At 68.4% G+C, this 22,643-nt stretch carries 27 protein-coding genes; 14 read left to right on the forward strand and 13 right to left on the reverse strand.

Translation table 11 applies throughout. The features are described from left to right. Nucleotides 1–171: 171 nt before the first annotated feature. The 3 genes from HT102_RS04820 to pdxH all read right to left on the reverse strand — a co-directional run bounded on the left by HT102_RS04820 (nt 172) and on the right by pdxH (nt 2,676). Nucleotides 172–531 carry an FKBP-type peptidyl-prolyl cis-trans isomerase gene (locus HT102_RS04820; RefSeq protein WP_192038266.1) on the reverse strand — a complete coding sequence of 120 codons (360 nt, stop codon included), beginning with the start codon at nt 529–531 and terminating at the stop codon, nt 172–174. Nucleotides 532–534: 3 nt separating this feature from the next. Beyond that, nucleotides 535–1,833, reverse strand: coding sequence for a citrate synthase (locus HT102_RS04825; RefSeq protein WP_192038267.1), 1,299 nt, complete (start codon nt 1,831–1,833; stop codon nt 535–537). Between the two features lie 126 nt (nt 1,834–1,959). Next, nucleotides 1,960–2,676 carry a pyridoxamine 5'-phosphate oxidase gene (gene pdxH, locus HT102_RS04830; protein ID WP_225443224.1) on the reverse strand — a complete coding sequence of 239 codons (717 nt, stop codon included), beginning with the start codon at nt 2,674–2,676 and terminating at the stop codon, nt 1,960–1,962. 139 nt (nt 2,677–2,815) lie between these two features. Here pdxH and HT102_RS04835 point away from each other — a divergent pair, with 139 nt between their 5' ends. The 3 genes from HT102_RS04835 to sepH all read left to right on the forward strand — a co-directional run bounded on the left by HT102_RS04835 (nt 2,816) and on the right by sepH (nt 6,620). Next, complete coding sequence (locus tag HT102_RS04835) at nt 2,816–3,979, forward strand: citrate synthase 2 (RefSeq protein WP_192038268.1); 1,164 nt, start codon at nt 2,816–2,818, stop codon at nt 3,977–3,979. 190 nt (nt 3,980–4,169) lie between these two features. Then, nucleotides 4,170–5,297, forward strand: a complete 1,128-nt coding sequence (gene serC / locus HT102_RS04840; protein ID WP_192038269.1) for a phosphoserine transaminase — start codon at nt 4,170–4,172, stop codon at nt 5,295–5,297. A gap of 441 nt (nt 5,298–5,738) precedes the next feature. Continuing rightward, nucleotides 5,739–6,620: a septation protein SepH gene (gene sepH / locus HT102_RS04845; RefSeq protein WP_192038270.1), complete on the forward strand. Its 882-nt coding sequence runs from the start codon at nt 5,739–5,741 to the stop codon at nt 6,618–6,620. 322 nt (nt 6,621–6,942) lie between these two features. Here the strand turns inward: sepH and HT102_RS04850 are convergent, their stop codons facing one another. Next, complete coding sequence (locus HT102_RS04850; RefSeq protein ID WP_192038271.1) at nt 6,943–7,212, reverse strand: DUF2537 domain-containing protein; 270 nt, start codon at nt 7,210–7,212, stop codon at nt 6,943–6,945. After that, a complete protein-coding gene (locus HT102_RS04855) occupies nt 7,209–8,039 on the reverse strand; it encodes a TrmH family RNA methyltransferase (protein WP_192038272.1) in 831 nt (276 codons plus the stop codon). The genes HT102_RS04850 and HT102_RS04855 overlap by 4 nt, the downstream gene beginning before the upstream one ends. Before the next feature lie 84 nt (nt 8,040–8,123). Here HT102_RS04855 and HT102_RS04860 point away from each other — a divergent pair, with 84 nt between their 5' ends. Then, nucleotides 8,124–9,341 (forward strand): GNAT family N-acetyltransferase, encoded by a 1,218-nt coding sequence (locus HT102_RS04860; RefSeq protein WP_192038273.1) that lies wholly within the window; start codon nt 8,124–8,126, stop codon nt 9,339–9,341. A 43-nt stretch (nt 9,342–9,384) separates the two neighbouring features. On the opposite strand, the gene HT102_RS04865 is transcribed toward HT102_RS04860, so the two are convergent. Further along, nucleotides 9,385–9,864 carry a MarR family winged helix-turn-helix transcriptional regulator gene (locus HT102_RS04865; protein ID WP_192038274.1) on the reverse strand — a complete coding sequence of 160 codons (480 nt, stop codon included), beginning with the start codon at nt 9,862–9,864 and terminating at the stop codon, nt 9,385–9,387. Nucleotides 9,865–9,999: 135 nt separating this feature from the next. Here HT102_RS04865 and HT102_RS04870 point away from each other — a divergent pair, with 135 nt between their 5' ends. Continuing rightward, a complete protein-coding gene (locus HT102_RS04870) occupies nt 10,000–10,245 on the forward strand; it encodes a DUF2530 domain-containing protein (RefSeq protein WP_192038275.1) in 246 nt (81 codons plus the stop codon). Nucleotides 10,246–10,284: 39 nt separating this feature from the next. On the opposite strand, the gene HT102_RS04875 is transcribed toward HT102_RS04870, so the two are convergent. Together HT102_RS04875 and HT102_RS04880 are read right to left on the reverse strand one after the other, a co-directional pair. After that, nucleotides 10,285–10,833, reverse strand: coding sequence for a phosphatase PAP2 family protein (locus HT102_RS04875; protein ID WP_192038276.1), 549 nt, complete (start codon nt 10,831–10,833; stop codon nt 10,285–10,287). 9 nt (nt 10,834–10,842) lie between these two features. Then, entirely contained in the window at nt 10,843–11,631 is a 789-nt protein-coding gene (locus tag HT102_RS04880; protein ID WP_192038277.1) for a DUF3027 domain-containing protein, read from the reverse strand. A gap of 64 nt (nt 11,632–11,695) precedes the next feature. Between HT102_RS04880 and HT102_RS04885 the strand changes: the two genes are divergently transcribed. The 4 genes from HT102_RS04885 to HT102_RS04900 all read left to right on the forward strand — a co-directional run bounded on the left by HT102_RS04885 (nt 11,696) and on the right by HT102_RS04900 (nt 15,663). Next, a complete protein-coding gene (locus HT102_RS04885; RefSeq protein ID WP_192038278.1) occupies nt 11,696–12,559 on the forward strand; it encodes a glutaminyl-peptide cyclotransferase in 864 nt (287 codons plus the stop codon). An 80-nt stretch (nt 12,560–12,639) separates the two neighbouring features. Beyond that, complete coding sequence (locus HT102_RS04890; protein ID WP_333473287.1) at nt 12,640–14,253, forward strand: MFS transporter; 1,614 nt, start codon at nt 12,640–12,642, stop codon at nt 14,251–14,253. 40 nt (nt 14,254–14,293) lie between these two features. Next, nucleotides 14,294–14,905 (forward strand): DUF2771 family protein, encoded by a 612-nt coding sequence (locus tag HT102_RS04895; protein ID WP_192038279.1) that lies wholly within the window; start codon nt 14,294–14,296, stop codon nt 14,903–14,905. Between the two features lie 107 nt (nt 14,906–15,012). Next, a complete protein-coding gene (locus tag HT102_RS04900) occupies nt 15,013–15,663 on the forward strand; it encodes a lysophospholipid acyltransferase family protein (protein ID WP_225443226.1) in 651 nt (216 codons plus the stop codon). 304 nt (nt 15,664–15,967) lie between these two features. Here HT102_RS04900 and HT102_RS16110 read toward each other — a convergent pair whose 3' ends face one another. Together HT102_RS16110 and HT102_RS04910 are read right to left on the reverse strand one after the other, a co-directional pair. Then, the gene (locus tag HT102_RS16110) at nt 15,968–16,378 is read right to left on the reverse strand and encodes a cold-shock protein (RefSeq protein WP_192038281.1); all 411 of its coding nucleotides are present in this window, start codon (nt 16,376–16,378) and stop codon (nt 15,968–15,970) included. A gap of 163 nt (nt 16,379–16,541) precedes the next feature. Beyond that, complete coding sequence (locus HT102_RS04910; RefSeq protein ID WP_192038282.1) at nt 16,542–17,558, reverse strand: magnesium and cobalt transport protein CorA; 1,017 nt, start codon at nt 17,556–17,558, stop codon at nt 16,542–16,544. A gap of 94 nt (nt 17,559–17,652) precedes the next feature. On the opposite strand from HT102_RS04910, the gene HT102_RS04915 reads away from it, so the two are divergent. The 5 genes from HT102_RS04915 (at nt 17,653) to HT102_RS04935 (ending at nt 21,006) form a co-directional block, all read left to right on the forward strand. Then, a complete protein-coding gene (locus tag HT102_RS04915; RefSeq protein WP_192038283.1) occupies nt 17,653–17,922 on the forward strand; it encodes a hypothetical protein in 270 nt (89 codons plus the stop codon). Nucleotides 17,923–18,001: 79 nt separating this feature from the next. Then, the gene (locus tag HT102_RS04920; protein ID WP_192038443.1) at nt 18,002–18,442 is read left to right on the forward strand and encodes a YccF domain-containing protein; all 441 of its coding nucleotides are present in this window, start codon (nt 18,002–18,004) and stop codon (nt 18,440–18,442) included. 82 nt (nt 18,443–18,524) lie between these two features. Continuing rightward, nucleotides 18,525–19,640 (forward strand): GTP 3',8-cyclase MoaA, encoded by a 1,116-nt coding sequence (gene moaA / locus HT102_RS04925; RefSeq protein ID WP_408611305.1) that lies wholly within the window; start codon nt 18,525–18,527, stop codon nt 19,638–19,640. 1 nt (nt 19,641) lies between these two features. Continuing rightward, on the forward strand, nt 19,642–19,890 hold the full coding sequence (locus HT102_RS04930) for a MoaD/ThiS family protein (RefSeq protein ID WP_192038284.1): 249 nt from the start codon (nt 19,642–19,644) through the stop codon (nt 19,888–19,890). A 573-nt stretch (nt 19,891–20,463) separates the two neighbouring features. Further along, nucleotides 20,464–21,006, forward strand: coding sequence for a transglycosylase family protein (locus HT102_RS04935; RefSeq protein ID WP_192038285.1), 543 nt, complete (start codon nt 20,464–20,466; stop codon nt 21,004–21,006). Nucleotides 21,007–21,195: 189 nt separating this feature from the next. Here the strand turns inward: HT102_RS04935 and HT102_RS04940 are convergent, their stop codons facing one another. The 3 genes from HT102_RS04940 to moaC are packed head-to-tail and all read right to left on the reverse strand — an operon-like array spanning nt 21,196 to nt 22,635. Next, nucleotides 21,196–21,675 carry a molybdenum cofactor biosynthesis protein MoaE gene (locus tag HT102_RS04940; protein WP_192038286.1) on the reverse strand — a complete coding sequence of 160 codons (480 nt, stop codon included), beginning with the start codon at nt 21,673–21,675 and terminating at the stop codon, nt 21,196–21,198. Beyond that, nucleotides 21,668–22,141, reverse strand: a complete 474-nt coding sequence (locus HT102_RS04945; protein WP_192038287.1) for a MogA/MoaB family molybdenum cofactor biosynthesis protein — start codon at nt 22,139–22,141, stop codon at nt 21,668–21,670. Before HT102_RS04945 ends, HT102_RS04940 begins: the two co-directional genes overlap by 8 nt. Beyond that, entirely contained in the window at nt 22,138–22,635 is a 498-nt protein-coding gene (moaC, locus tag HT102_RS04950; RefSeq protein ID WP_408611306.1) for a cyclic pyranopterin monophosphate synthase MoaC, read from the reverse strand. Before moaC ends, HT102_RS04945 begins: the two co-directional genes overlap by 4 nt. Nucleotides 22,636–22,643 lie beyond the last annotated feature (8 nt).

The raw sequence follows: 22,643 nt of genomic DNA on the forward strand, positions 1-22,643 counted from the left end.
AACTGGGCCGCTTTCTCGGCGGTTTCTATCGCGTTTGCGGCGCGAGGCGGCGGCGCGAGGCGGGGGCGCGGCGCGAGAGGCGGCGGCGGAAGCGGCGGCACCGCGAAGCGCGAGGGCCCTGGCTTCCCGGGGGTTCCGGGAGGCCAGGGCCCTGGTCGAGACTTGCTGCGCCTACTGCACGTCGAGCAGATCGATGATGAAGACGAGGGTTCGTCCGGCGAGGCGGTGCCCCGATCCGCTCGGCCCGTAGGCCAGCGCGGGCGGGATGGTGAGCTGGCGACGGCCACCGACCTTCATGCCGGGGATCCCGTCCTGCCAGCCCTTGATAAGGCCGCGCAGCGGGAAGCTGATCGATTCGCCACGGTTCCAGGAGGAGTCGAACTCCTCTCCGGTCTCGTAATCAACGCCTACGTAGTGCACCTCGACGGTGGCGCCGGGCACTGCTTCCGCGCCGTCGCCTTCCACGAGGTCCTTGGTGACAAGCTCGGTGGGAGGGGGGCCTGGCTGGAACTCAACTTCTGGTTTTGTCATGGTTTATCGCGCCGAAACCTCTGTGTAGTCGCGTTCGGTGTATCCGGTGTAGATCTGGCGGGGACGCCCGATCTTGGTGGTGGGGTCCGCGTGCATTTCCCGCCAGTGCGCGATCCAGCCGGGCAACCGGCCGAGCGCGAACATGACGGTGAACATGCGCGTGGGGAACCCCATGGCCCGGTAGATCAGGCCGGTGTAGAAATCTACGTTCGGGTAGAGCTTGCGATCGACGAAGTAGTCGTCGGTGAGGGCGGCCTCCTCGAGCTTCATGGCGATCTCGAGCAGCTCATCGCGCGCACCGAGCTTGTCGAGGATGTCGTGCGCGGTCTTCTTGACGATGGCGGCGCGCGGGTCATAGTTGCGGTAGACGCGGTGCCCGAAGCCCATGAGCTTCACGCCGTCTTCCTTGTCCTTGACCTTGCGGATGAAGTCGCTCACGTCGAGGCCCTGCCCCTTGATGTCGTCGAGCATCTCGAGCACGGCCTGGTTGGCGCCGCCGTGCAGCGGGCCCCACAGGGCGTTGATGCCGCCGGAGATCGAGGTGAACAGGTTCGCGTTCGAGGAGCCAACGAGGCGCACCGTCGAGGTGGAGCAGTTCTGCTCGTGATCGGCATGCAGGATGAGCAGCATGTCGAGCGCCTTGACCACCTCGGGATCCACCTCGTATGGCTCGGCGGGGAAGCCGAACGTCATGCGCAGGAAGTTCTCGACGAGGGTCATCGAGTTGTCCGGGTACAGGAAGGGCTGGCCCACTGACTTCTTGTAGGCGTAGGCGGCGATCGTCGGCAGCTTGGCGAGCAACCGGATCGTGGAGACCTCGACCTGCTCGGGATCGTTGGGGTCGAGCGAGTCCTGGTAGTAGGCCGACAGCGCGTTCGCGGCGGACGACAGCACCGGCATGGGGTGCGCGTTGCGCGGGAAGCCGTCGAAGAAGCGCTTCAGGTCCTCGTGCAGCATGGTGTGCCGCTCGATGCGATAGGTGAAGTCCGAGAGCTGGTCCGCGGAGGGGAGCTCGCCGTAGATCAACAGGTAGGACACCTCGAGGAAGCTGGATTGCTGCGCCAGCTGCTCGATGGGGTAGCCCCGGTAGCGCAGGATTCCCTTCTCGCCGTCGATGTAGGTGATCGCCGATGACGTGGAGGCCGTGTTGACGAAGCCCCCATCGAGGGTGGTGTATCCGGTATCGCTGAGCAATTTACCGAGGTTGAACCCATCATTGCCCTCGGTCGCCCGAGTGATCGGCATCTCGTACTCACCACCGGGGTAACTGAGTACCACTTTGTCTTCATTCTCAGCGGGCACGAGGGCTCCTTCTCAGACTCAACTGGTCAGTAGCGTATCGGCACATGCGCGACCACTCAACGCACAACCATATCCACGAACCTAGTCGAAACCCACCTGACCCGGCGAACCCGGGTCGTCGTGCGGTCATGGTTGCACGCGCGAAACCTGGCAGGTCCCGTCCTTAGGCTCGCAACGGATCCGGTTATGCAATCTGTCCTGTCCACCCTGCCAGAACTCGACCACGAATGGGCGGATTCGGTAGCCGCCCCAGAATGGAGGCACGGGAAGCTCGTCCAGATCGTGGAACCGCTCGCGCACATCCTCCGCCGCGGCGAGCAGCTCGTCCCTCGACCCCAGGGGCTGGGACTGCCGCGACGCCCACGCCCCCACCTGCGAGCCGCGGGACCGGGTGCGCCAGTAGGCCAGGGTCTCCTCCGATGAGATCTTCTCCACAGCACCGCGGAAGTGAACCTGCCTGGCCAGCGGTATCCACGGGAACGTCGCCGACGCCGCCGGATTCGCCGAAAGATGCTGCGCCTTAGCGGATTCGTAGTTCGTGAAGAACACGATGCCTCGCTCGTCGACGCCCTTGCACAGCACCGTCCGAGTGGCTGGAACGCCCGCCGCATCGACCGTGCCGAGCACCATTGCATTGGGTTCGGTGATGCGCCCTCCGTCCGATGCGACATACTCAGTAGCGTCGAGCAACCACCGGGCGAACAACGGCAACCAGCCGTCCTTGAGCCACGCCTCATCGAGATCAGCATGTTCGCCCAACATGCTTGGCACTGGTCTGTCCCCATAACTGACCCGCATGCGCGCGAGATCGAGAGAATCGGAAGGGTTACGCACCACACCCATACGCTACGCCCGAGCATCCCCGGAGCATGAGCCCCATTGCGCCCCTGCCCGGATCGCACCATCGTGGAACCCGCCCACCAGGCTCCGGTTCCACCGGGCGCGCCGCATACGAACCAGAACGACAACAGGAGCGTCATACATGGCAGTCGAACTTCCCGAAGGCTTCTCACCCGGGCTCGAAGGAGTCCTCGCCTTCACCACCGAGATCGCGGAACCCGACAAGGATGGCGGCGCGCTTCGCTACCGAGGCGTGGATATCGAGGACCTAGTCGGCAACGACGTCACCTTCGGCGATGCCTGGGCGCTCCTCGTGGACGGCCGGTTCGGCGACGCCCTGCCGCCCGCCGAGCCATTCCCCATCCCCGTGCACACCGGCGACGTGCGCGTGGACGTGCAGGCCGGGCTGGCCATGCTCGCCCCCATCTGGGGATACCAGCCACTGCTCGACATCGACGACGAGACCGCCCGCGACAACCTCGCCCGCGCCTCCGTCATGGCACTGTCCTACGTCGCCCAGTCCGCTCGCGGACTCCACCAGCCGGCCGTGCCGCAGAAGATCATCGACGAATGCCCCACCGTTACCGCGCGATTCATGACGCGCTGGCAGGGCGAGCCCGATCCCGACCATATCCGCGCGATCGACGCCTACTGGGTGTCCGCCGCCGAGCATGGCCTCAATGCCTCCACCTTCACCGCCCGCGTCATCGCCTCCACCGGCGCTGATGTCGCCGCCAGCCTCTCGGGTGCCATCGGTGCCATGTCCGGGCCGCTGCACGGCGGCGCGCCCGCCCGCGTGCTGCCCATGATCGACGAGGCCGAGCGCACCGGCGATCCCCGTGCCATGGTCAAGGGAATCCTTGATCGCAAGGAGCGCCTCATGGGCTTCGGGCACCGCGTCTACCGCGCCGAGGATCCCCGCGCCCGCGTGCTCCGCGACACCTGCAAGAAGCTCAACGCGCCGCGCTTCGAAGCTGCCGCCGCCCTGGAGCAGGCAGCCCTCGCCGAGCTGCGCGAGCGCCGCCCTGATCGCGCCATCGAGACCAACGTCGAGTTCTGGGCCGCGGTCATCCTCGACTTCGCCGGCGTTCCGCCGCACATGATGCCCGCCATGTTCACCTGTGCCCGCACCGCCGGCTGGTGCGCGCACATCATGGAGCAGAAGCGGCTCGGCAAGCTCGTCCGGCCCGCCGCCCTCTACACCGGGCCCGCTCCCCGCCTCGCCAGCGAGGTCGAGGGCTGGGCGCTTATCCGCGGCGAGGGCGGGCAATCGCAGCAAGGCCTGCTGCGCCGCATCCTGCGCTAGGTTCCCCGCGCGGAACACCCACTGGTGGCTCTGGCCATGATCGGCCGGAGCCACCGGGCGGGATCGCGACAGGCACGAGGGGGCCGGGAGCGTCCTGCAGCATGAGACCCGTGCCACCTCGATCGACTATCCTGGACCAGCGATACCGTCCAGAACGAAGCCTCCAGACCAAGTAAGGAATGCATCGACCGTGACTGGAACCACCGACATCACCATTCCCGGCGACCTCAAGCCCGCGGATGGCCGTTTCGGCTGCGGGCCCTCCAAGGTCCGCCCCGAGCAGCTCCAGTCGCTCGTCGACACCGGCGCCTCCGTCTTCGGCACCAGCCACCGGCAGCCCCCGGTCAAGAACGTTGTCGGACGGGTCCGCGAGGGCCTTGGCTCGCTGTTCTCCCTGCCCGACGGCTACGAGGTCATCCTCGGCAACGGTGGCACCACCGCGTTCTGGGACGCCGCCGCGTTCGGCCTCATCCGCGAGCGCTCGCTGCACCTCACCTACGGCGAGTTCAGCAACAAGTTCGCCTCCGTCGCCAAGAAGGCACCGCACCTCGGCGATCCCATCGTCATCAGCGCCGATCCCGGTCGCGCCCCCGAGCCGACCTCCGACCCATCCGTCGACCTCATCGGCTGGGCCCACAACGAGACCTCCACCGGTGTCGCCGTGCCCGTCAGCCGCCCCGCGGGCTCCGATAACGCGCTCATCGCCATCGATGCCACCTCCGGCGCCGGCGGTCTGCCCGTGAACATCGCCGACACCGACGTCTATTACTTCGCGCCGCAGAAGTGCTTCGCCGCCGACGGTGGCCTCTGGGTCGCCATCATGAGCCCGGCCGCGCTCGCCCGCGTCGAGGAGATCAAGGCCAGCGGCCGCTGGACACCGGACTTCCTGTCGCTGCCCATCGCCGTCGAGAACAGCCTCAAGAACCAGACGTACAACACGCCAGCGCTGGCCACCCTGCTGATGTTCGCCGACCAGATCGAGTGGATGAACAAGAACGGCGGGCTCGACTGGGCCGTGCAACGCACCGCCGACTCGTCCTCGCGCGTCTACGCCTGGGCCGAGAAGACCGCGTACACCAAGCCCTTCGTCACCGACCCCGCGCACCGCTCGCAGGTCGTCGGCACCATCGACTTCAGCGATGACGTGGATGCCGCCGCCGTCGCGAAGGTGCTGCGCGCCAACGGCATCGTCGACACCGAGCCGTACCGCAAGCTCGGCCGCAACCAGCTTCGCATCGGCATGTTCCCGGCCATCGACCCCGAGGACGTCACCAAGCTCACTGAGTGCATCGAGTACGTCGTCAGCAAGCTCGGCTAGCAGCCGCGGCCGCTCCGCGACGGGCTGGATCGGGGGGCTGGATCGGGGGGCTGGATCGGGGGGCTGGATCGCTCTGTGGTCCAGCCCCTTTCGCATGGGTGCGGCGCCTCGGCTGCGCGGCGAGACTCCGCCGGGAGTGGAAACTTTTCCTCCTCCCAGCGGGAAAAGCTTCCACTTTCGGCCGAGGCCGGGCACCCCACGCCGGACACCCCCGCAAGCCCGGCACCCCCCACGACGCCGAAGCTGCCAGCCACCCCCGAAGCGGCACGGATACCACACGACGCGGCATTTGCACGAAACCTCCGCCTGCGCAACGACTCTCCGCGTGTCGCGCCGGTGATTATTGTCACGACACCATTACAGTGCAATAAAGAAGCTGAAGTTCGCTGAGCTGCACTGCGGCAAGGCAACGCAAGGGCACAGCGGCACAAGGAGGTCAGGGTGCGGGAACTCAAGGTCGTCGGTATCGAGCCGGGCGGCAACGCTATTGTTTGCGCCGATGTCAACACGGGCGCCAAGTTCAGGATCCTCGCCGATGATCGCCTCCGCGCCGCCGCCAATGGTGACGTGAGCCGCCTTGGCCAGGTCGAGATCGCGATGGAGGCCAAGCTGCGCCCCCGCGAGATCCAGGACCGGATCCGCGCGGGCGCCAGCGTGCAGGAGATCGTGGAGGCTTCCGGCATCCACAAGTCGCGGGTGGAGACGTTCGCGCATCCTGTGCTGCTCGAGCGGGCCCGCATCGCCACCCTTGCCCAGAGCGCGTACCCGTTGCGCGAGGACGGCCCCGCCCAGCATCCGCTCTCGACGGTGGTCGCGATCGCGTTCGGCTCGCGTGGCCGCAAGCTTGATGATGCATCGTGGGATGCGTGGCGCAACAGCGAGGGCCGCTGGGTCGTGCAGCTGCGGTGGACCGCTGGCCGGACCGAGAACAAGGCACTGTGGCGCTTCAACGCCGGCGCTGATGGCGGCACGGCTGCTCCCCTGAACGATCTCGCTCGTGAGCTGGTCGCAGCGGATGCCCCGCGGTCACGGCCGTCGCTGAGCCCGGTCACCCCGATCGCCACCGCCAAGCAGCAGTCCGCGAAGCAGCAGGCCCCCCAGCACCCGGCGGCACAGCACCAAGCGGCACAGGCAAAGGCACCGGCGGCAACGACCGCCTCTGCCGAGCAGGGAAGCCGGAGCCAGCAGGAACGCGCCACGACCGGTCAGCCCCGGCCCGCGGCCGAGCATGACGCCGAGCCGAAGCGCGACCGCAAGCCGAGCAAGCCCGCGATGCCGTCCTGGGAGGATGTCCTGCTCGGAGTGCGCGCCGGAGCCCAGTAGTAGCTAGTGGCGGCGAATGCCCCAGGAAAAGTCCTGGGGCATTCGCCGTTCCAGGCCGTCGGCGAGCCTCTGGGTGTTCCGCATGCGGTGGCAGATCTGGCCCGAACCGGAGAGCCCCCGCGGCCCGCGCGCAATCCGCGGCGGCGGAGCCACCGGTCCCACCCTGTGCTAGTGGAAACTTTTCCCCTGTAGAGCGGGAAAAGTTTCCACTAGCGGCGCGGCACCCCCTCCGGCACCGCCACCGGCACCCCCACCGGCACCCCCACCGGCACCGCCACCGGCACCCCCACCGGCACCCCCACCGGGTTCACCTCCGGCCCGCTCACCCGCCGAGCGCGATGCCGACGAGCGCGATCCAGGCGACCACCGTGCCCGCACCGAGGCCGAGCGCCGCCCAGCGCTGCACGGGCTCGTGGCGGCGTTCCCACAGCGCGGGCGCCGCACCGGCGGCGACGAGCCCGTTGAGGGCCAGTGCGACGAGAGGATGGATGGCGAGCAGGCCCCACCCGATGATTCCGACGAGCAGTCCCGTGGTGACCGCGACGAACGCAGCGAACGCGAGCCCGGTTCCCCATGGGGTTGGGGAGGTCATGCGAGCTCGCTCGTGGCGAGGGCATCGCGCTCGCGGCTGCGCTCGTAGAAGGCGATCGCGCCGGCGGTGGCGACGTTGAGGGAGTCCACGCCGACCGTCATCGGGATGCGGGCGCGGATGCTCGCGAGCTGCAGCGCATGGTCGCTGAGGCCGGGGCCCTCGGCTCCGAGGAGGAAAGCGATGCGCGGCGCGCCTAGGGCAGCGGACAGCGCCACGGATGGCTCCTGCGGCGTGAGGGCAACGGTGTGGAATCCATGGCGGTCGAGCGACCCCGCGAGCACGTCCCAGTCGGTGACGGTGGTGTGGGGCACGCGCAGGACATGGCCCATGGAGACCCGGATGGCCCGGCGGTAGAGCGGATCGGAGCAGCGGGGTCCCACGATGATGGCGTCGACCTGCAGCGCGGCCGCATGCCGGAAGAGCGCGCCCAGGTTCTCGTGATCGCCAATCCCTTCGAGGACGGCGACGGTATGAGCATCGCGGAGGATGTCATCGAGGTCGAGAGGCCGTGGCTTGGGTGCGATCGCCAGCACGCCCCGGTTTAGGTGGAAGCCCACGACCTCGGCCATGACGTCGGCGCTGGCCCGGTAGTACGGCGCGTCGATCGCGGCGAGAGCGTCACGGAGCTCGTCGTAGCGCCGCAGCACACCCAGGAGCGCGGTCGGCGCATAGCGGCTGTGGATCATGCGCTCGACGACAATGGTGCCCTCCCCGATGGCGAGGCCACGCCCGCCAGGCCGATCGGGCCGACGATCCGCTGTGGTCAGGTCGCGGAAGCTGTCGACGCGGGGGTCTCGGGGGTCGGTGATGTCTACGGGATGAGCCACTCCCCCATCTTGCCGGTATCGCGCAAGCCCCCGCGAGGCGGCATTGGGGGTGTGCGGGCGGCGCGGCTGTGCCAAGGTTGAAGGGTGACGACTGAGCAAGCTTCCGCGGTCCAGGTCCGCACTGCCACCGAGGAGGATTGGCCCCACATCCTCAAGCTCGACAATTTCGCGTTCGGCGCGCATATCGCTGACCTGAAGACGGGGATCACCCGGGACCTGGCTCCGGACGACAACGTGCTGGTAGCCACGATCGGTGATGAGGTCGTGGGCGTGACCATGCACTACGAGCTGCAGATCACGGTTCCCGGCGGGGGCCTGGTGGACGCACCGGGCGTGACGTGGGTGTCGGTGGCGCCGACGCCTCGCCGAAAGGGCATCCTGCGGTCGATGCTGACCGAGCAGCACCAGCGGTGCCGCGCCTCGGGCGCTCCGGTCTCCATCCTGACGGCGTCGGAGGGCGGGATCTACGGCCGGTTCGGGTACGGGCCGATCACGATGGAGTACACGCGCACGCTGGATCGGCGCTTCGCGCGTTTCCGGGATACGACGGCGGATCCGGGCGGGGTCCGGCTGGCGAGGGTCGAGGAGGCCCGAGAGGTGGTTCCGGCGATCTATGACCGGTGGCGGCGCACCTGCGCGGGAGCGGTGCGGCGCCCGGATGCGTTCTGGCGGGGCGTGTTCGCGGATCCGGAGTCGGACCGCGGTGGCGCGTCCGCATTGTTCTACATGGTGCATGCGGATGGCTTCGTGTCGTACCGGGTGCGCGACCATGCCAAGCGCATGACCGTGGAGGTGTCGGATCTCTTCGCCGTCACGCCCGAGGCATACATCGCGTTGTGGCGGGCGTTGTGCGCCCTGGACCTGATGCAGACGATCACGGTCTCGGAGCCGCGCACTTCACTGCTCCCCTATTTGCTGGACAATCCGCGGTTGCCGCGGATCACGGGCTCGTTCGATCTGCTGTGGGCGCGCATCCTCGATGTTCCCGCGGTGCTGTCGGCGCGGGCCTACTTCTCGGACCTGGATCTGCCGTTCGAGGTCGTGGACGACTTCCTCGACCAGGGCGGGGTCTATCGGTTGCGCGCGGCGGGCGGTGGCGAGCCGGGCGAGTGCTACCGGGTGGACGAGGAGCCTCGTGTGCGGATCACCGCGGGCGATCTGGCGTCGATCTATTTCGGTGAGCATCGGGCCGACACCCTGGCGCAGGCGGGCCGGGTGTGGGCGGTCGACGAGGAATCCCTGGATGTCTTCGATCGGGCGTTCGCGACGGCAGCCACCCCACAGGGCGGCATGTTCTTCTGATCCCGCGACCGGGGCGCTTCTCGGCTGTCGCTACCGATCCAGGCTAGTGGTCGAGCCGCTGGACCATGGGGCGTGCTGCTCCCCGTGACGCGATCGTCCGGGTGATCAGGGTGTTCATCGTGGGCAGAGCGGCGCGGAGGATCTCGCGCTGGCCCGGGTCGAGGCTGGCCAGCTGCTGCTCCAGCCAGCCGTCCCGAGCGGTTTTCTCCGCGGTGGTGGCTTCCCGCCCCGCCTCGGTGAGGGATATCAGTGCTTGCCTGCCATCGGTTGGGTGCGGGAGGCGTTGCGCGAGACCAGCGTTGATGAGGCTGGCAATGGTGCGGGTCATCGATGGTGGCTGCACGCGTTCTCGATGAGCCAGCTCGGTGGGGGTCATGGGCCCGTCGTAGCAGATCGCGGTGAGCACGGAGACCTGGGTGAGGGAAAGCGCGGACGCATGGTCCTGGTGGCCTCGGAGGTAGCGGGCCAGGCGCACGACAGCCAGGGCGAGGTCGCCGGCGAGTTGCTTGTCCTCATCGCTCACGAATCCGGACAATACGGTAGCCACCTCGTGCATGTACGCGTTTCCCCGCTTTTGCCCGCGCCGGAACATGGTGCGCGGCATGGGGGTTGCGCCACTCGCTGGCGGTGATCGTCCGCGACGCGCTAAGTTGGCGCTGTGGGTACACATCCCGAACCTCCTCCGCTGCCGCCGCGCCTCGCGGATCCGCGCCCCGTGATCATCGTAGGCCTGCTCAGCTGGATCGTCGCGACGATCATTGTCGTGGCCTCGGGTGATTCCCTGGAGCAGTATGTGCCGTTGTGCATCGCCGGACTCGGTGTCGCCGCCTTCGGGGGCCTCATTTTCCTGCTTCAGCGACGGGCGGTGCGGAGGGGCGATCGATCCGCGCAGAGTGGCCTGTGACGGCGGCTATCGCGTGGCCCGCGGCCTGACCGCGGCGCGCTAGTTCCGCTGGAGCTGGCGATGGGCCGGCCTCGTTGGCCGCAGCGCGGCGTGCAGCATGAGGCAGGCGAGCGCCCACAGGACGCCGATGAACCAGCCCGCCAGCACATCGGTGGGCCAATGCACCCCCAGGTACACGCGGGAGATCCCTACGAGCACCGGCAGCGCGGCGACTACTGGCCAGGCCCACCGCGCCCGCACGACTGTCGCGGCGAGCGCGATGGCGAACATGCTGCTCATCATGGCGTGACCGGACGGGAACGACGAGCTCGTGGCCTCGACGAGGGCCAGCTCGGCACCGGGACGGTCGCGCCGCATGATGAACTTGAGGATCCACATCAGGACCCATCCGCTGACCAGCACGCAGAGGATGATCAGTGCGTCATGAGGTTGCCGCCGCGCGATTGACCACGCCATGGCCGCGCCACCCATGAGGAAGACACCGATCGAGCTCCCGAGGAGCGTGATCACGGTGAAGATCGTGTCCCACGCTGGTTCGCGCGCGCGGAGGAACCACTCCAGCACTGCCACATCAAGTTCGATGACCATGGGGGTCAGCTACGCATCGACGTCAAGGATGCCGTCATCGTAAGGCTGGTACAGGGGCGAGCCGGCGCCCGTGGGCAGGGTGCTGTCGGAATGCGCCCCGCAGCCGAACCGGGCATGCACGACGTGCCCATCCGCGGAGTACTCGTTGCCGCACACTCCGAACGAGTGACCGAGCGGGCCGGCAAGAGGCAGGTAGAAGCCGCAATCGTGGCATGCGCCGGGCGCGGACTTGGCCATGCGCGCTTCCGGGCCGAAATCGCTGGCGAGCCAGCGCTCCGCTGCGGACGCGCGGCCCTCGACGCTGAGCACCTGCTTGCGGCTGAGCCCGAGGCCACTAGCGATGTCCTCGACATCAGGAACATCGGCCTCGAGGCTGCCGGGCACGAGCCGCTCGTCATGCTCCTTCGGCGGAAGGATGTCGCCGGGGGCGAGGTCACCGGCATCGATGCGATCCTCCCACGGCACCCAGGGGGGCGCGAGGAGGGCGCCTCTTCCGGGCAGGAGAGCGAACTCGCTGATGGTGGCCGAATCAGAGCCGGGGCACGCCGCTACGACGACGTTCCACTCCCAGCCCCGGTAACCGGGCAGGTGGGCGACGAAGCGATGGGAGGCGGCCCACTCCGCCTCGGGGACAATGCCCAGGTGCTCCCCGACCGAGGACGGGTCAGCGACCTCGCACACTGCCGCGCGCGCGAGATCAATAGCATGTGCCAGCACCGCGGGAACGTCCGCTGCGGCACTGGAGTCCGCGGCAGAACTGTGCGGGCGCGACACGACGGATGCGTTCACGCCGTCCATCTTGCCTCATTCCGTTGCGAAATCTCGACTCCGTGCCGCTGCGATGTCAGGCAATCTTGATCACATGCATGCAATCGCCCCTCCAGCCCGCCCGCTCGTCGCCGCGGCACTGCTCGTCCCGCTCCTCGGCGCAGGGTGCGTGGAGCCACGCGTGCCCGGCACCGGCTCGCAGTCACCATCGACGACCAGCCTCGAGCCCGTGACTCCCGGCCCCGAGGACGCGACATTGACCGTGGCGGTCGTGGAGCGTCATCCGCACGGGCGGGACTCGTTCACCCAGGGGCTCGAGCTGAGCGACGGCGTGCTCTATGAATCGACCGGGCTGGTCGGTTCCTCCTGGATCGAGGCACGGACCTTCCCCGGCGGCGAGGTGCTGGCGCGGGCGGACCTGACCGATCCCTTCTTCGGCGAGGGCCTGACCGTCACCGAGGAGATCGCCTGGCAGGTGACGTGGCAGGACGGGGTGGCGATCGCGCGGGATCCCGCGACCCTCGAGGAGCGCTCCCGCACCACCTACGAGGGCGAGGGCTGGGGCCTGTGCTCGTACGACGATGACGCCGAGCGTGGTGCCCACCTCGTGATGAGCGACGGCACCAGCACCCTCACCGTGCGTGATCCGGCGACGTTCGACGCCCGCGAGACGATTCCCGTCACTCTCGACGGAGCACCGGTCGAGCTGCTCAACGAGCTCGAATGCACGCCCGACGGGGTATATGCCAACGTGTGGACGACGGACATGATCGTGCGCATCGATCCGCGCACCGGCGCCATCGAGGACGTGATCGACGCCTCGGGCCTGCTCTCCCGTGCCGAGCGGCAGGGCGCCGATGTGCTCAATGGGATCGCCGCGATACCCGGCACGGATCGCTTCCTCATCACGGGCAAGCTGTGGCCGGTGATGCTCGAGGCCCGGTTCGTCCCCCGCTAGGCAGCGCGCCAGCCCCCGGCGGACCAGGCCGAGTTCCGCTGGGGGCGGCGCGCGCGGCCCGGATGCGCGAGAATTGACCGGTGAACCATTCCGCGACGCCACCAGATGATGACGCCGAGGCACGGTTCGGGGCGCATCCAGGCTTCTACAACTACCCGCCGCCTGGCCTCGATGAGCCCGGCACCGGTCCCGCCGCGGCCACTGACGATCCTTCGGACCTCGCAGCGCCCACGGATCCCACAGCGCCCACGGATCCCACAGCGCCGCGCCTGCCCCGCAGGATCACGGTGACGCGCGTCGCGGCGATGCGGTCGCGCCAGCTCACGATGCAGGGCGTCGGGGCCTTCCGCCGCGCCGCCACCGCCGACGGGGCCGACAAGTCCGGACTGACCGCGCTGACCTATGCGACCATCGCGAACTTCGCCGCGGACGCTGCCCTGGCGGTAGCGCTGGCCAATACCCTCTTCTTCTCGGCGACCACGGGCGAGAGCCGCGGCATGGTAGCGCTGTACCTGCTCGTGACGATCGCGCCGTTCGCGGTGATCGCGCCGCTGATCGGGCCAGCCCTGGACCGGTTGCAGCGGGGGCGACGGCTCGCGCTCGCCCTGTCGTTCGCCCTGCGTGGCGTCCTCGTGCTCGTGCTCATCAGCAGTTTCGACACCTCCACGGAGAGCTTCATCCCGTGGGTGCTCTACCCCGCGGCGCTGGGGATGCTGGTGCTGTCCAAATCCTTTGGCGTGCTCAAGGCCGCCGTCACGCCCCGCGTGCTTCCACCGGGGATCGACCTGGTGCGGACCAACTCGCGGCTCACCGTATTCGGGCTCGTGGTCGGCACCATCGCGGTGGGCGCCCTGGCGGCGCTGACCGAAGTGGTGCTCGGGGCGATCTCCGGATGGCCGGGGGCGCTGCTCCTGCTGCTGGTCATCTCGGCATGCGGGGCATGGCTGAGCATCCGCATCCCGGCGTGGGTGGAGGTCACCGAGGGCGAGGTCCCGGCATCGCTCACCTACCGGGAGCATCCGCGGCCCGGATCATTGCCCTCGTGGCGGGTCCGGCTCACCGCGGTGCGGCGGCAACCCCTCGGACGCCTGGTGATCGTGGGCCTGTGGGGCACGTGCACCATCCGGCTCGTCACCGGGTTCCTCACGTTGTTCGTAGCGTTCGTCGCGAAGTCCCGCACCGAGCACGACCCCACCATGCAGGTAGCGATGCTCGCGGTCATCGGCATCGCCGCTGCCCTGGGCAACTTCGGCGGCAACGCGGTGGGTGCTCGGATCCGGCTGGCCCGCCCCGCGACGGTCGTGGTGCGCTGCACCATCGTGGTGGCGGCGATGGTGGTGGTCGTGGCAGTGACCAACGCGTTCGCCGTGGTGGCGCTGCTCGCTGCGGTGCTCGCCGCCTCCAGTGCCCTCGCGAAGGTATCGCTGGACGCGCTCATCCAGGATGACGTGCCCGATGCGTCGCGGGCGTCCGCGTTCGGGCGCTCGGAGACCGCGCTGCAACTGAGCTGGGGATTCGGCGGCGCGCTGGGCATCCTCATGCCCACGGAGCTGTGGATCGGGTTCAGCGCGGTGGGCGTGTGCGTGGCGGCCGGACTGGCACAGGCTATCCTGACGCAGCGGGGACGATCACTGGTCCCGGGCCTGGGCGGCCACCGCCCCGAGCACACGGGCGACGAACCCACGCAGCCCTGAACCGCACCATTTTCGCGACACGCCTTGGGAGAGCTCCTCGATGTCAATCATTCCCCGCAAGTTCCTGATGATCGCCATCGCGGTGGTGGTCGTGTCCACGCTGGCGGTGGCGACGATCGTGGGGCTCCAGGTGCGCTTCGGCCGCGATGACGTGCATCGCCCCCATCTCGCGGTGTTCGCGAGCGGCGAGAACCACCAGATCGGCCCCATCCAGTACTGCGACCCCGACGGCATCCGCGAGACCGTGAGCGAGTTCTCGGACATGCCGATGGACTCCATCGAGCAGCAGACCGCCTTCAATGACGCCCTGGCGGAGGTGTGCGACGAGCCGCAGATGCCCACCATCATCGAGGCAGCGCAGGGCGATACGGTGCAGATCTCCCTCCCCAAGGAAATGACGCGCAACTCGCTGCGCGTCCAGGCCCTCTACGAGCCCGCCGACTCCGAGGATGCCTTCCTCGACACGACCTACGGCCCCGGTGACCGGCACTCCCTCTCCATCCCCGTCAACGACGAGGAGGGCCGAGTCCTCGGCGGCATCCAGCTCGACATGCCCACCGTGTTCGTCGACAACACCGGCGCCGAGCAGCTCGGCACCTTCGCCACCTGGATCATGTTCGTCGACATCGCCCAGGAGCCCGCTTCCTCGTAGGGCACCGGGCGCGCCGCATGCAGGGGTGCGCGCGCGCCGGGCCCGCGGAACTGGAATGCTGGGGACTTGTGAACAACTCGGATGTTTCGCCCGTCTATCGGGCCGTAATGCGCGTGTCCTCCCCCGTGGTCAAGCATTGGGGCAGGCTCGAGGTCATCGGGGAGGAGCACCTTCCGGCCGAGGGCCCCGTGCTGCTCGTCGGCAATCATGACAGCTACTGGGATCCGGTAGCGTTCGGAACCGGATTGATCGGACGGCGCCAGGTGCGCGCCCTCGCGAAGTCAACGCTCTGGAAGTACCGCCCCGTTGCCTGGGTGGTCGATCGCATGGGCCAGATCCCGATCGAGCGCGGCAAGGGCGATGCCACCGCGCTCAGCTCAGCGATCGCCGAGCTCAAGGGCGGCGCATGCATCGGAATCTTCCCCGAGGGAACTATCTCGCGGGGCGCCCCGATGCGCGCGCGCAGTGGCGTGGGCCGGCTGGCGCAGGCCGTTCCCGAGGCGAAGGTCGTGCTCGGAACGATCACCGGCAGCGTGGACATCGTGCGCTTCCCCAAGCGGCCGGCCATCCGCATCGAGCTTTTCGAGCCCGAGCAGGGGCAGATGCGGCCGGATGAATCCCCGTCCGAGTTCTCGGATCGGGTGATGGCGGACATCCGCCGCCGTGCGCCGTACGCGCTGCCGGGCCGGAAGCGCACCTCCAGCCGGTACCGCACGCGCATCGAGGCGGGATTGCCCCCGAAGGAGGGCCGCGGCTAGCTGGCCGCTTGGCGGGCACCCGATCCGCCCGGCCCGATCCGCCCGGCCCAGGCCGCATGTGTGCGGGTTTGCACCCTCTAGCGGCGCTGGAAGGGTGCAAAACCGCACACTTCCGGCGGTCGCTGCCGCCCCGGGCTTGGGTGTCCCCGAGCCTGTCGGCACGTCCAGCGGTTGCTGCGCATGCAGGTCGGGCGCCAGCCACGATGCATGGCTGGCGCCCGAACTCATGTTCAGCGCTGGTGTGCTGCCCTGGGCAAGGCGCTCCGGAGGCGCAGCTCGCGCTCTGGGCGCCGCGCTCGCGGGGCTAGGCGTCGAGCTCGCGGGCCACGGCGCGCATCACTTCGGCGAGCCGCTGCGCGGTCTTGCGCTCGGGGTAGCGTCCCTTGCCGAGCGTGGACTGCGCCGAGGCCTCGAGCAGCTTGATCATGTCCTCGATCATGCCGTGGAGCTCCTCGGGCTCGCGGCGCTTGACCGGGGCTTCCTTCTTCGGAGCGTTGCTGCGCACGGAGGGGATCGGGTCGAGCACCTTGACGCTCAACGCCTGCGGGCCCCGTCGGCCGACGGCCATGCCGAACTCGACGCGCTGCCCCGCCTTGCGCGTCTCCACGCCAGCAGGCAGCGCGGAGGCACGCACGTGCACGTCCTCGCCGTCGTCTTGGGAGAGGAAGCCGAAGCCCTTCTCCGCATCGAACCACTTCACCTTGCCGCTAGGCACTGTGTCACCCGCTCATCACTCGAATGCTTCATCGATGCTGGTCGCGAGATCGCGCCAGCCGCGCAGCCCGCCAGTGGGCGGAGCGCGCCTGCAATGGTAGCGCTTTCGCGGTAGTTCGGGCATTTCCCGTGCTAGGCCGCTCGCCCGCGGGACGCGGCGGGGGCTAGAGCCATTTGTTGTGCTTGAACACCGCGAAGAGGGTGAGCCCGGTGAGGAGCATCATCGAGATCGCCATCGGGTAGCCGAAGGACCAGTGCAGCTCGGGGATGTTCTCGAAGTTCATGCCGTACACGGTTCCGACGAGGGTGGGCGCGAACAGGATCGCCGCCCATGACGAGATGTTCTTGACCTGCTCGTTCTGGGCGAGGCTCGCGGCTGTCATGTTCCGCATCTCCTCGTTCTGCTGCTGCGCGACGAGCGTGAAGTGCACGGTCAGCGCGGTCTGCAGGGTCGCGCGGAACTGGTCGACGTGGTCTGCGAGGCGCAGGGCGTGGTCGAGCACGTCGCGGAGGTAGCGCTGCAGCTCGACGTCCACCTGGTACTTGCCGAACCCCCGCTGCAGCGCCTCGATGATGGTGGGGATGGGCCGGATCGCGCGCTGGAACTCGATGACGGTCTCCGACAGCGCATAGATGCGGCGAGCCACCTGGGTGTCGCCGGTGAAGATCTGGTTCTCGATCTCGTCGATATCGTTCTCGAGCCCGCGCGCCACGGGCTCGTACTCGTCGACGATGCGGTCGAGGATGGCATAGAGGATCGCCTCGGGCCCCATGCGCAGCAGTTCCGGCGCCTTCTCGAGGCGGGAGCGAACACCGCCTACCTGCGTGGATTCGGCGTGGCGGATGGTGATGACAAAATCGGGGCCGACGAAGATGTGCAGCTCGCCGAACTCGACGCGCTCCTCTGCGTCAATGTAGCGAGCGGGGCGCAGCACGGTGAACAGGACGTTGTCGTAGCGCTCGATCTTGGGGCGCTGGTGCGCGGAGATCGCATCCTCCACCGCGAGGTGGTGCAGGCCGAATTCATCGGCGAGGGAGGAGATGTCCTCGGTGTTGGGGCGGTAGAGACCGATCCAGGCGATGCCATTGTGCTGGCGGATCAGGCCGTAGGTCTGCGCGAGGGTGCGAGGCTCGGCGACCCGCACTCCGTCGACGTAGATCGCGTTGTCGATGATCGTCATCGATCCCCCTGCCCGCTTAGGTGTTGGCCGATGGAGCGGCCCGCGCATGAGCTTGCCATAGGTGTTGACCGACGCGCCCGGTACCGTAGGGGACGTGGGAAACGAGTATGGACGCTGGACGCGGACGCGCGAGCCGCAGGCACGGGCCGAGACCTTGGCGCTTCGGGCGGGCGTGGTGATGTTCGTGGTGGGCGCGCTCGCGCTGGCCGCGATCTTCGTGCTGCACGTCACGGGCGGGGAGCCGCTCCTCGCGCTCTACCTGGCGAGCCTGCTGTGCCCGCTCGGCTTCATCATGGCCGTGATGGTGCCAGTGCTCAGCACGGCCCGGGCGCGCGCGGGCGGGGCGCGATCCCGGCGGCGCTAGCGCGGGAACCTGGACCGATCTGATTGACCAGGGTTTGATCCCCGCTGTTGGGGCACACTAGGAGGGGGAGGTAACCATGCTGCGCATCATTCTGAACATCATCTGGCTCGTCTTCGGCGGCTTGTGGCTGGCGCTGCTGTACGTGCTGGCCGGGATCATCTGCTTTGTGCTGATCATCACGATTCCGTTCGGCATCGCGTCGTTCCGCATCGCGCTGTATGCCTTGTGGCCCTTCGGCAGCACCACTGTGGATCGGCCTACCTCAGGGACATTCACCCTGGTTGGCAATGTCATCTGGTTGCTGGTTGCGGGCATCTGGATTGCCATCGGGCATGTCGTGACCGCGTTCGCGCAGGCCATCACGATCATTGGCATCCCGCTGGCGATCGCGAACCTGAAGATGATCCCGATCTCGCTGATGCCGCTGGGCAAGCGCATCGTTCCCGTCGACGAAGCGGGCAACTACCGGTATGGGTACGCGCCGGATCCGTACCAGGGAGCGCAGCGCTATCCGCGCTAGTCGGCCCTCACTGCTTCCGCGAGCATGCAGTGAGGTTGAGGGAATACGGCCATAACGCCGCAAAGGTACGCTGGTGGTCACTATGGCAACTGTCAGACTGGGAATCCCGATGCCCGCGCGACCGTCCTCACCGACGAGCGCGGCGGGGCGCAGTGCCGCCATGACCGCAACGGGCGCGCCCACCACGGGCGGCCTGCTTGACCAGCACGGCCGCACTGCCAAGGACCTGCGCGTCTCCCTCACCGATCGCTGCAACCTGCGCTGCACCTACTGCATGCCCGCGGAGGGCCTTGACTGGATGGACCGCGACGAGGCCCTGGAGCTGACCGAGCTGCAGCGCCTCCTGCGCATTGCGGTAACCATGCTCGGTATCGAGGAGATCCGCTTCACTGGCGGCGAGCCACTTCTCTACAGCAGGCTCACCGAGCTGATCAGCTACACGGCCAGCCTCTCCCCCCGGCCCGAGATCTCCCTGACCACCAATGCCCTCGGGCTCGCCCGCAAGGCCGCGGACCTGAAAGCGGCGGGACTCGACAGGGTCAACGTCTCCCTCGACACCATCGACCCGGACCACTTCCACGCGATCACGCGCCGCGACCGACTCAACGACGTGCTCGTCGGGCTCGACGCCGCCCACCAGGCAGGACTGCGGCCCGTCAAGGTCAATGCGGTGATCCAGCCTGGCATCAACGAGTCCGATGCCGCCGAGCTGCTCCGGTTCTGCCTTGACCACGGCTATGAGCTGCGCTTCATCGAGCAGATGCCGCTCGACGCGGGACACGAGTGGCAGCGCGAGACCTTCATTACCGCCGAGCGGATCCTCGAGCTCCTGTCCGCACGGTTCGACCTCGCGCCCCATCCCGAGCATCGCGGGGCAGCACCGGCGGAACGGTTCGTGGTCAACGGCGGGCCCGCCACCGTTGGGATCATCGCGTCCGTCACCCGCCCGTTCTGCGGCGATTGCGACCGGACCCGCCTCACCGCCGATGGACAAATCCGCAACTGCTTGTTCTCCCACGGCGAGATGGACCTGCGCGCCCTGCTGCGCGGCCCCAGCGCCGTCACTGATGACGAGGCCGGGGATAGCGTGATCGCGCAGGCATGGCGGGACGCGACCTGGGGCAAGCTGCCCGGGCACGCGATCAATGACCCGTCGTTCCTGCAGCCCGCACGCTCCATGAGCGCGATCGGAGGCTGACATGACGGTGACCATGCGCTACTTCGCCGCAGCGGGCCGCGCCGCCGGGATGGACGAGGAGGAGCTCGACATCGAAGGCGGGGCGACGCTCGCCGAGCTCGTCGCCAGCCTGGCCGAGCGGAGCCCCGAGCTGGCCCGGGTGCTGGGCCGCTGCCAGTTCCTCGTCGACGAGCAGGCTGTCTCCGATCAATCCATCGCTCTAGCCCCGGGCTGCACCGTTGATGCGCTGCCCCCGTTTGCTGGCGGCTGACCTACCGCGCCGCGCTGCCTCTCTTCAAGCCCTGCCTGATCTTCTTGCCCGGCAACCTGGGCTCATCCCGGCGCGTGCTTGGCTCTCGACCGTGGGGGCTATCGCTGCCCGGCGCCCGCGATGGCACTGGGCCGCTTGCGGTCGCCCAGCAGGCCCTACGGGCGGACTTTTCGCCCAATCCGCTATCTCCCAGCAAATGCCGTTCCACATATTGAGACGTCGCGAGGCCCATCTAGTGTGACCCCGGTTACATCACGAACGGATAACAGTAATGCAACGAATCGTGACTTTCCGCGTCCCACCTGGTCTTTTCTCCAACTCGGACGCGTACTTGATTGAAAGTGGCATCTGAGAGCCACGTCACCAGAACCCTTTACGACCCCCACGACCCTCCGTAGCGTCACTGCCAGTCAAGCGGAACACCCCGCACGGCGCCCCACCTGCTAGCTACAGCGATCCCCCGACGATCACCACTAGCACGCACCACACGGGGCACCACGGGCCGCATGCCACAGACACCACCAGGCACACCGACACGCACGCAGAAGCGCAACCGAGAGGAACACCGTAACCATGAACGCACAGCCCACCAAGACCGCCCGCCGCAGCTTTTCCAAGAAGGCCCTGCTGACCGGCGCAGCGATCTCCGCAGCTGGCGTCCTCTTCGCCGCTCCAGCGAACGCCGCCCCTGACTCCGACTGGGACCGCCTCGCGCAGTGCGAGTCCGGCGGCAACTGGAACATCAACACCGGAAACGGCTACTACGGCGGCCTCCAGTTCTCGCAGAGCACCTGGTCCGGCTACGGCGGCACCGAGTTCGCGCCCCGCGCCGACCTCGCCACCCGCCAGCAGCAGATCGCCGTCGCCGAGCGCACCCTCGCCGGCCAGGGCTGGGGCGCATGGCCCTCCTGCTCGAGCCGCCTCGGCCTGAACAGCGCGCCCACCCCGCGCGACAACCCGAGCCAGCCCACCAACATCGCAGCGCCCGCGCAGGCCGCTCCCGAGCTGATCGACGCCAGCCCCGTGCGCGCCGAGCTCCTCCGCCTCATCGGCGAGGCACGCGCAGCCGGCCTGCCCGTCGCTCCCGAGCTGCTCGACCTGGTCAACAGCCTCTGAGCCTCACCGCGAGGCAGCAGCACTGCTGACCCAGTGACGCGCTGAACCAACGCAAAAGGCCCGCCCTGCCCAGGGCGGGCCTTTCGCGTTGCCGCGGCGGTGGCAGATCGTGAAGATCTAGCCACGCCCGATGTGGCTAGATCTTCACGATCGCGCGCGGACAGCGGTGTGCGCGCCACCGCGAGTGATCTAGGCGCTGTTGACCCATTCGTCGGTGCCATCGGTGAAGACCTGGCGCTTCCAGACAGGGAGCTGGGCCTTAATCTCGTCGACGAGCTTCGCGCAGGTGGCGAAGGCCTCGGCGCGGTGATCCGCGGCGACGGCACAAACGAGGGCCGCGTCGCCGATGGCGAGGGGCCCGATGCGGTGACTGACGGCGATGGCGCGGACTCCGCGCGCGTGCTCGGCGATGTCCGCGACGACTCGTTCGACGATGCTGCCCGCGGTGGGGTGAGCGGTGTAGTCGAGGGCGGTCACGTCGCGCCCGCCGTCGTGGTCGCGCACGACTCCAGCGAAGGTGACGATCGCGCCGGCCGCGGGATGCTCGACGAGCCTCTCGTGCTCGGTGGTGTCGAGGGGGTCGGTGGTCACGCTGGCGCGCCGCACCTCAGCCGGACCGGGTGCCCCGCCCACGTTCTCCGGTTCGGGCGTGCCGCGTCCGCTAGTCATGGTTGCCGTGTCCTTGGATCTGGTCGAGGGCGTGCTCGAGGATGGGGTCGAGGATGGCGAGGCCGTCCTTGACCCCACCGCGGGATCCCGGGAGGTTGACGATGAGCGTCCTTCCGGCGATGCCGGCGATGCCTCGGGAGAGGATCGCGGTGGGGACCCGGGCGCCGGCGGACTGGCGGAGGGTCTCAGCGATGCCGGGTATCTCGTAGTCGAGGAGCGCGGCGGTGTGCTGGGGGGTGGTGTCGGTGGGGCTGAGCCCGGTGCCGCCGGTGGTGAGGATGACGCCGCAGCCACTGTCGAGGGCGTCGCGGAGTGCGTGCGCGACGGGCTCGCCGTCCGCCACGACGGTGGGATCGCCCACGGCGAAGCCGCGGCCCTGGAGCCATTCGGCGATGAGCGGGCCGGTGCGGTCGGTGTAGGTCCCGGCTGCGGCGCGGGTGGAGGCGACGATGACGGCGGCCTTCATGGTTGCTGCCAGTCCCCGGATTTGCCGCCGTGCTTGCTGGTGACGCGGATGTTGTTCATGGTCGCGGCGGGATCGACGGCCTTGACCATGTCGTGAAGGGTGAGTCCGGTGACGGCGACGGCGGTGAGGGCTTCCATCTCAGCGCCGGTCTTGCCGGTGGTGGTGATGCGCGCGGTGATGCTGACGGCGTCACCGTCGAGCTCGAGATCGACGGTGACACCGGTCAGCGCGAGTGGATGACAGAGCGGGATCAGGTCGGGGGTGCGCTTGGCGGCCATGATGCCGGCGATGCGGGCGGTCGCGAGCGCATCGCCCTTGGGGAGCCCGTCCTCGGCGAGGAGCGCGGTCACCTCGGCGGTGGTGTGAAAGGTGCCTTGCGCGATGGCGGTGCGGGCGGTGACCTTCTTGTCGCTGATGTCGACCATGCGCGCAGCGCCCCGACTGTCGACGTGGGTCAATCGGGGCTGGTGCTGCGGTTCGCTTGTGTCGTCCACGGCTGGTG

Source organism: Lolliginicoccus lacisalsi (assembly GCF_014841105.1).
GTDB classification, from domain to species: domain Bacteria; phylum Actinomycetota; class Actinomycetes; order Mycobacteriales; family Mycobacteriaceae; genus Lolliginicoccus; species Lolliginicoccus lacisalsi.

Excerpts from the sequence above, each read along its gene's own strand:
- HT102_RS04930 (WP_192038284.1), top strand. The coding sequence starts at position 19,642 with ATGACGGTGACCATGCGCTACTTCGCCGCAGCGGGCCGCGCCGCCGGG.
- moaA (WP_408611305.1), top strand. The coding sequence starts at position 18,525 with ATGGCAACTGTCAGACTGGGAATCCCGATGCCCGCGCGACCGTCCTCA.
- HT102_RS04910 (WP_192038282.1), bottom strand. The coding sequence starts at position 17,558 with ATGACGATCATCGACAACGCGATCTACGTCGACGGAGTGCGGGTCGCC.
- pdxH (WP_225443224.1), bottom strand. The coding sequence starts at position 2,676 with ATGGGTGTGGTGCGTAACCCTTCCGATTCTCTCGATCTCGCGCGCATG.
- HT102_RS04895 (WP_192038279.1), top strand. The coding sequence starts at position 14,294 with ATGTCAATCATTCCCCGCAAGTTCCTGATGATCGCCATCGCGGTGGTG.
- HT102_RS04880 (WP_192038277.1), bottom strand. The coding sequence starts at position 11,631 with ATGGACGGCGTGAACGCATCCGTCGTGTCGCGCCCGCACAGTTCTGCC.
- HT102_RS04900 (WP_225443226.1), top strand. The coding sequence starts at position 15,013 with ATGCGCGTGTCCTCCCCCGTGGTCAAGCATTGGGGCAGGCTCGAGGTC.
- HT102_RS04945 (WP_192038287.1), bottom strand. The coding sequence starts at position 22,141 with ATGAAGGCCGCCGTCATCGTCGCCTCCACCCGCGCCGCAGCCGGGACC.
- HT102_RS04850 (WP_192038271.1), bottom strand. The coding sequence starts at position 7,212 with ATGACCTCCCCAACCCCATGGGGAACCGGGCTCGCGTTCGCTGCGTTC.
- HT102_RS04940 (WP_192038286.1), bottom strand. The coding sequence starts at position 21,675 with ATGACTAGCGGACGCGGCACGCCCGAACCGGAGAACGTGGGCGGGGCA.
- HT102_RS04835 (WP_192038268.1), top strand. The coding sequence starts at position 2,816 with ATGGCAGTCGAACTTCCCGAAGGCTTCTCACCCGGGCTCGAAGGAGTC.
- HT102_RS04885 (WP_192038278.1), top strand. The coding sequence starts at position 11,696 with ATGCATGCAATCGCCCCTCCAGCCCGCCCGCTCGTCGCCGCGGCACTG.
- HT102_RS04935 (WP_192038285.1), top strand. The coding sequence starts at position 20,464 with ATGAACGCACAGCCCACCAAGACCGCCCGCCGCAGCTTTTCCAAGAAG.
- HT102_RS04875 (WP_192038276.1), bottom strand. The coding sequence starts at position 10,833 with ATGGTCATCGAACTTGATGTGGCAGTGCTGGAGTGGTTCCTCCGCGCG.
- HT102_RS04820 (WP_192038266.1), bottom strand. The coding sequence starts at position 531 with ATGACAAAACCAGAAGTTGAGTTCCAGCCAGGCCCCCCTCCCACCGAG.